Annotated in this window: 7 protein-coding genes; 3 read left to right on the top strand and 4 right to left on the bottom strand. The window is 50.1% G+C overall.

From position 1 onward, the window contains the following. Positions 1 to 323: 323 nt before the first annotated feature. Complete coding sequence (locus RDV48_29945; protein MDQ7827057.1) at positions 324 to 752, bottom strand: hypothetical protein; 429 nt, start codon at positions 750 to 752, stop codon at positions 324 to 326. A gap of 997 nt (positions 753 to 1749) precedes the next feature. Between RDV48_29945 and RDV48_29940 the strand changes: the two genes are divergently transcribed. The 3 genes from RDV48_29940 to RDV48_29930 all read left to right on the top strand — a co-directional run bounded on the left by RDV48_29940 (position 1750) and on the right by RDV48_29930 (position 3130). After that, the gene (locus RDV48_29940; GenBank protein MDQ7827056.1) at positions 1750 to 2307 is read left to right on the top strand and encodes a recombinase family protein; all 558 of its coding nucleotides are present in this window, start codon (positions 1750 to 1752) and stop codon (positions 2305 to 2307) included. A gap of 126 nt (positions 2308 to 2433) precedes the next feature. Beyond that, positions 2434 to 2730, top strand: a complete 297-nt coding sequence (locus RDV48_29935) for a type II toxin-antitoxin system prevent-host-death family antitoxin (GenBank protein ID MDQ7827055.1) — start codon at positions 2434 to 2436, stop codon at positions 2728 to 2730. After that, a complete protein-coding gene (locus RDV48_29930) occupies positions 2678 to 3130 on the top strand; it encodes a putative toxin-antitoxin system toxin component, PIN family (GenBank protein ID MDQ7827054.1) in 453 nt (150 codons plus the stop codon). Before RDV48_29935 ends, RDV48_29930 begins: the two co-directional genes overlap by 53 nt. Before the next feature lie 971 nt (positions 3131 to 4101). Here RDV48_29930 and RDV48_29925 read toward each other — a convergent pair. The 3 genes from RDV48_29925 to RDV48_29915 all read right to left on the bottom strand — a co-directional run bounded on the left by RDV48_29925 (position 4102) and on the right by RDV48_29915 (position 6379). Further along, complete coding sequence (locus tag RDV48_29925) at positions 4102 to 4797, bottom strand: GSU2403 family nucleotidyltransferase fold protein (protein MDQ7827053.1); 696 nt, start codon at positions 4795 to 4797, stop codon at positions 4102 to 4104. Beyond that, positions 4781 to 5095: a hypothetical protein gene (locus RDV48_29920; GenBank protein MDQ7827052.1), complete on the bottom strand. Its 315-nt coding sequence runs from the start codon at positions 5093 to 5095 to the stop codon at positions 4781 to 4783. The genes RDV48_29925 and RDV48_29920 overlap by 17 nt, the downstream gene beginning before the upstream one ends. A 282-nt stretch (positions 5096 to 5377) precedes the next feature. Then, on the bottom strand, positions 5378 to 6379 hold the full coding sequence (locus RDV48_29915; protein ID MDQ7827051.1) for a trypsin-like peptidase domain-containing protein: 1002 nt from the start codon (positions 6377 to 6379) through the stop codon (positions 5378 to 5380). Between the last annotated feature and the right edge of the window lie 10 nt (positions 6380 to 6389).

Below are 6389 nucleotides of genomic sequence, written 5' to 3'. Positions count from 1 at the left end.
CACAATACCCCCTCGACCCGCGAGACGGCATTTTCTTCACTCAGGACACAATACTCTCTCGACCCGCGAGACGGCATTTTCTTCACTCAGAACACAATACCCCCTCGACCCGCGAGACGGCATTTTCTTCACTCAGGACACAATACTCTCTCGACCCGCGAGACGGCATTTTCTTCACTCAGAACACAATACCCCCTCGACCCGCGAGAAACTATTCTCTCGACTCGTCGGATAACACTTCCTGATCCCCGGTGAATACCTTTTATTTCTCTTCTCCCCCCGGCTCATACCACGTGAATCTGCCTTACTTTTCCTTGTGCTTCTCAATGTGTTCCTCCACGGCCTTGAGCACGAGCTCCCGCACGGTGCTCTTCTTTCACACTGCCTGAATCCTTAACTGGCGGTGAAACACCTCTTGCCGGCTCAGAAGAAATGGAGTGTCCTGTATTTTTCTTGTTTTTACGGAGCCTGTCAACCTTTACTGCCAGCTCAGGGGATATCGGGTCATTTCCGATAAGCTGCCCTCCCTTTTCCCTGGAATGCTCCTTCTTTTTAATCAATAACCTTATCGCTTCCTCGAGGGCGCCTGTCAATGTGGTATGCTTTTCCCGGGCCCATTCTCTCAGCTCCTCGAGAAGCGCGATGTTGATGCTCGCGGTAAAGGCTTTCTTGTTTCTGCGCGTTTCCCCCCGGGCGCTTCTGCATATGGGACACAGGCATTCCTTCCGGTGATCTTTTATGTGTGATGCCATACTCTCATCCTTTTTGCGATAATATTATCATACGTTAACTTATAATAATACCCTCTATTTGTCAATTATTCAGGCTTTCAACGCGCTGTTTCTTTATGTGTCACCTTGCGCCCTGCAAATTTTTCAGAAGTATGGTAAAATTCAATAGGTCATAGGCTGACGGGGTGACCACATGATGATCCCGCACCTGACCTGGTAAACCGAGAAAAACCTTATCACCGCACCATATTTTTCAATAGGTCACCTTTCTTATCGCCTGACCTATCGGGTGACCCAGTAAACCCTAAAAACCCTTATCACCACGGCTTTCCTTTCAATAGGTCACCCCCCTTACCAAGTGACCTCTCTGAGCGCCTCAACAGGTCATAGGCTGACAGGGTTGACCACACAATGACCCATCGCCTGACCTATTAAATCAAGAAAAACCTCATCACCACCGCATCCTTTTCAATAGGTCACCTTCCCGATCCGCTGACCTATTGGATGACCTGGTAAAATGCAAAAAACTCTATCACCACGCCATCTTTTTCAATAGGTCACCTCTCTGAGCTGCCGATTTGCTCCACCTGCTCGGAGGGTACCATGGAATATCCCCCAATTCTTCCGATTTACAAAGAGCTCTCTGAGTTTGCCCTCTCCATGGTATCGGTCTCAAGGCCGAGCCCCGCCACAACCGGCTTGATATGTGAATACCAGAAGTTCATCAGGTTCCCCTCGAACTGGGCCTATAGGAAACAAGCTGCCTCCTGCTGTCGCAGCATTGCCCCAATGCCATTTTAGCAGGCCTTCTCCGCCTCCATATGTCTTCTCACAAACCCTCGTTTTCGATAACCCTCCCGGTTTTGAGAAAGCCCTCCCATTTCAAGCCCCTCAAAATTCTCGAAACTCTTTCTTGAAATAACTCTCTCAATATGGTACTATAGAGGCGAGTTTCGAGAATGTGATCCGAGATCCGGATCTTCATTTCATTCCCCCCCGCCACAAAGGAGGACAAAAGATGCTCATAGGATATGCCCGCGTCTCCTCGGATGAACAGAGCCTGGACCTGCAGCTCGACGCCTTGCGCAAGGCCGGGTGCAAAAAAATCTTCAAAGACAAGCTGTCGGGGACAAAACAGGATCGGCCTGGTCTTGCCGAGGCCCTTCAGCATCTCCGTACCCGTGATACCCTGGTGATCTGGAAGCTCGACCGCCTGGGCCGAAGCGTCAAGGGCCTCATCGAGCTCATAGGGAGACTTCAGGAAGAAGGGGTGAACTTCCACAGCGTCACCGACGGCATCGACACCACCACGCCTGCGGGAAGATTCTTTTTTCACGTGATGGCCTCTCTTGCCCAGATGGAGCGTGAGCTTTTGATAGAGCGCACCAGAGCAGGTCTTGCCGCAGCAAAGAAGAGAGGCCGTGTGGGGGGGAGAAAGCGGCTTATGACCGCAGGCAAGGTGGAAGCGGCGAAAAAGCTCATGAGCGAGGGTATGCCGCCCCGGGAGATTGCTCAGAATCTCGGCGTCTCTGTTCCCACCCTTTACCGGTGGTGCCCCGCTTCGGAGAGAGCATAAACTCTGTAACGGGTGAATGATATCTGTGAAAGTTTATGCATCGTTTTTCGCGCGTTGCCATTGACTCTTCAGTAGTTCTCATCTATAATGGATGTAGGATAATTGACCTACAAGGAGATGGATTTTATGAAATATGCCACCGTCAGGGACTTCAGGGTCAATGCCTCAAAAGTCATGAAAGAGGCTGAAGATGAAGAAATCGTCGTCACGAGAAGAGGTAAGCCATTTGCCCTTCTTGTTCCTGTTTCCGATGAAAACATCGAAAAGGTCCAAAAAGCCATAAAAGCAGCCAAGCTTTACAATGCGCTGGAGGATCTCTGGGAAGAGGCGAAAGAAAGAGGAACCGACAGGCTTGCCGCGGAGGAGATAGATGCCGAAATCAAAGCATACAGAAAAGAAAAGCGCGCCAAGAGTAGTCATTGACACCAATGTGTTTGTCTCCGGCACTTTGAATCCTGATAACCTCCCGGGAAAAATTCTGTTTTTGATGGCATGTCCCGGCACCTTTGAGCATCTCATCTCACGAGAGATTTTTCTCGAATATTCTGAGGTTATCCGTAGAGCCAAGTTCCGGCTCAGCAATGAAAAAATCGACGCCGCACTTAAGGTTGTCCTTGACACCGCCATAGTGCTCTCACCTGGTCACTCCTTTGTGATAAGCCCTGACCCTGATGATAACAAATTCCTGGAATGTGCTTTCGAGGGGAAAGCGCATTTCCTTGTCACGGGCAATAAAAAACACTTCCCTTTTCCCACGTTCTATGGTACAAAAATAGTGACACCGGAGGAATTCATCGCCCTCATCAAGCCGGATGAAAAATAGGCTCACCGCCCCCTCATTGCCCCATCGGTGCCCATAGCCAAGGGATTTCCGAAGACCCTTCAAATTTCGCCCTATTTTCCCTTGTCCCGGGGTGAAGGTCGCCCCTGCCATGAAAAATCTCTCCAGACCCCCTGCCATGCTCTGAAAATGTCCTCCATGTTCACCCTAATGATCCACTCCCCGGATCACTTCCCCACGCTCCCTCCCCTGGTGACAGTGCCGTCCTGTTGATAAACCGAAGACGGTGAGGTTTATCAACAGGACTTGAACAAGCTCTTTGTCACGGTGCCTCGCCCCTTGCTTGTTCACACTGCCACCAGGGCGACAACAAAGCCTTTACGTGTCTCTGTTAGGCGGCCTCCTCGCCCGCCCCCTTTCCTCTGAGCTCCCGGTGCTCTGCCGGGGGTAGGCTCGTCGGCCGGTTATGTTGGGCTGGGTACTCGGCGTCATGTTGAGGGCCGGCCTTTGCCTCGCTGTTCGGCGTAACGTAAGCCCTGATAGAGGCTCTGCCGCCCCCCCTGCCGCAGTTTCCCCCTTCAGACTACCCCCTCCTTGGCACATCCCCCTTTAAGGTAGAGGGGCATTAATGCTGAAGGGGGAACCAGCTCTCAGGGAGGGCTAAAAATCGGCATTCACCCCGCGGCCCCTTTGCCGATTTTTGCACCGAAACAGCGGGCATGCCGAAGGGGCAAAATACCGGTACAGGCCCCTTCAGCACCAGGCCGGCCCTCAACAGCCCCCGGCGCCTGCCGTACCTGGTCGCCTTCACTTACCTCGGCACCCTGCAACAATCCCTCGACAGAGCCAGGTGCCGAAAGACCTGCTCTTCTGCCTTACGCCGCCTGTGAGCTCAGGTGTGGTCCGGCAGGCCAGACACGCCCGCCATTAACCTGGCTCCGAAAAAGGGCGGCCTAGCCTGCCGGACCCATTTGCAGAATATCAAAAATTCAAGCCTCTCCGTGATTGTGTCGCTATCGTGGTGACTGGACCTGCATATCTTCCAGTCTCTCTGCCTGCTGAGCAAGCACTAGCGACTCCTTTACCAGCTTCAGCCATCCCTTGGGGATCCAGCTCAGCACCTCTCTGAGTTCTCCCTTTTCTCCCATGGCGACGACCATATCCCAGACTGCCAGTGCCTGAGTAATATCGTTGCTCTTTTTTGTCGCCTGGTGCTCCGGCCTTCTTCTGGATATGATGAGCTTATGTATCGCGAACCAGGCGGGGTGGGGTATTTTGACCACAAGATCCCTGTAGCTGACGTCTATCAACCTTTCTTCAAGGAAGTTCAGAAACCTTATAGGCTGGGCATTGATACCGAAGCCAGAAATGACACGGGGGGCCGAGCTCCCCTTTCCCTTTTCGGGAACAAGAAACTCCACAATGAGCTCAGGGCTCTCAAGATTGGTGAATCCGCTCCCTTTAAAGTCCACGAGAAAGCCCAATTTCTCAAGCAGCTCGATGACATTGACCTTGTTCCGTGCATGCCTGAGAAAGCTCACGTCAAATTCAATGTCCCTTGTCCTGAGGGGAGGCAGCACCTCGGATTCTCTGTAGTGATGCCTGTAGAAATGTATGCACCAGCTCCCCACGATTATCATATTCCCGAGAATGCCCGCTTCTTGCAGCGACTTCAACATTTTGTATACAAGCTCAATCTGCTCTGACATTGATGGCCTTCCTCAGATATCTTATCTGCTGATCAAGCTTCTTGACGGCCTTTTTCTGCTCATCCCTTTTTCTGCGCCCCTCTTCATACTCTCTCAGGCGGCTTTCAGAGAGTTTCCCAAGGTATGAATACTTCACCTTCCGCCCCTCTCGAAAGGCCAGATAGTAGTAATCGTGCCCATTGATGTGCTTTTTGCGCAGGCTTCCCCTGGGGAGCGCTCGCAGACTCTCAAGATATCGCTCTCTGATTCTGAGGGAGTTCTCCAATTCCTCAACAAGCACTCCTCTTATGACATCCATACCGCCCACCACTTACCCAACATCTTCCCCTTATTATTATAATTTGTTGGGTAATATTTGTCAAACAATCAAAGTGAGAAACTCTCCCCCGCCTCCATCCTTTTTCCCCTGGCGCACCTGAAGGCCTTTGAAGCAATCTTCCACCGCAACAGAATCGCCGTGAAAATATACCAGGTGGTGAAGCGCTGAAAACTCCACATGGTCTGGCTGGTAAGGTTGTTACTTTGCGGAGGTGGTCTATGGTATGCGTGTCTCCGGATTCACGGACTTTAATTCTCAGCTTTATTTGTCAGAATTTTCCCCCTTTACCGCTATCTCTTTCTTTCTCAACCCATGCCAGACTGTGAATTTCATATCCTGTCTCAAAGGCTGATCCCTCAAGACAGCCTCAAAATCTTTCATCGAAGAAATCTTTGTATCATTAACCTCACTGATTATATTTCCCGGATATATTCCTGCCCTCGCACAGCATCCATCTTTGGCTACGTTATTCACCAGAACGCCATACTTTATGGGCGTATTACACAAATCGGACATTTCCTTTGTGACACTTATCGCAGAAATCCCCGTCAATGGCTCAAAATCTGCCTTTGTACGGTTGTCAATCAAGAATTTTGAAATTTTCAGTGCTTTATCAATAGGGACAAATAATTCGCACGATACAGGTTGGGAAAGATCCGGCTTCTTCCTGTCTGAAACCACGAAAAGTCCGACAACTTCTCCCTTCCTGTTTATCACTGTATCACCGGAAGACCGGTCCCAATTATATTTTCCTGTTGCTATTGCCTCATGCCCTGGTCGAATACCACAAAATGATCTGACTGTAAATCCAAATTTTAAAGGGTGCCCTAAAGCAAAGAAAATCTCGTCAGTCCTCAATCTGCCTGAATTTTCCCAAACAGGAACAGGCAAATCGCCTCTTTCTATTTTCACTACTGCAATACCACTGTGGCATTCTGCACCGATGAGGCTTGCGGTGAGCTCTTCCTTGTCAGACACATTGACCTGAATCCTTTCTGCCCCCGGGATGAGATGGGCAGTGGTGATAATATAGCCGTTCTCAGAAATTATAAGTCCGGTCCCACAACGTATTTCAGAACTTTCAGAATATCTCACAGAAACGCCGACCACACTTTTTTTCACTCTTTTGATCGCTTCAACAGCTTGAAGCTCATAACCAGATACAGCACATTCAACACTTGTAATGGTATTCCACATAATGAAAATAAGGACGGCAATGAAACATTGAGTACCGGTAAAGACATTCTGCTTTGAAATCTTCATTGCACTTCCC

The organism is Candidatus Eremiobacterota bacterium, from assembly GCA_031082125.1.
Classification (GTDB): Bacteria; Vulcanimicrobiota; CADAWZ01; order CADAWZ01; family Ess09-12; genus Ess09-12.
Note: the sequence above shows the minus strand (reverse complement) of the source record. Positions and strands in the feature narration are given on the sequence as shown.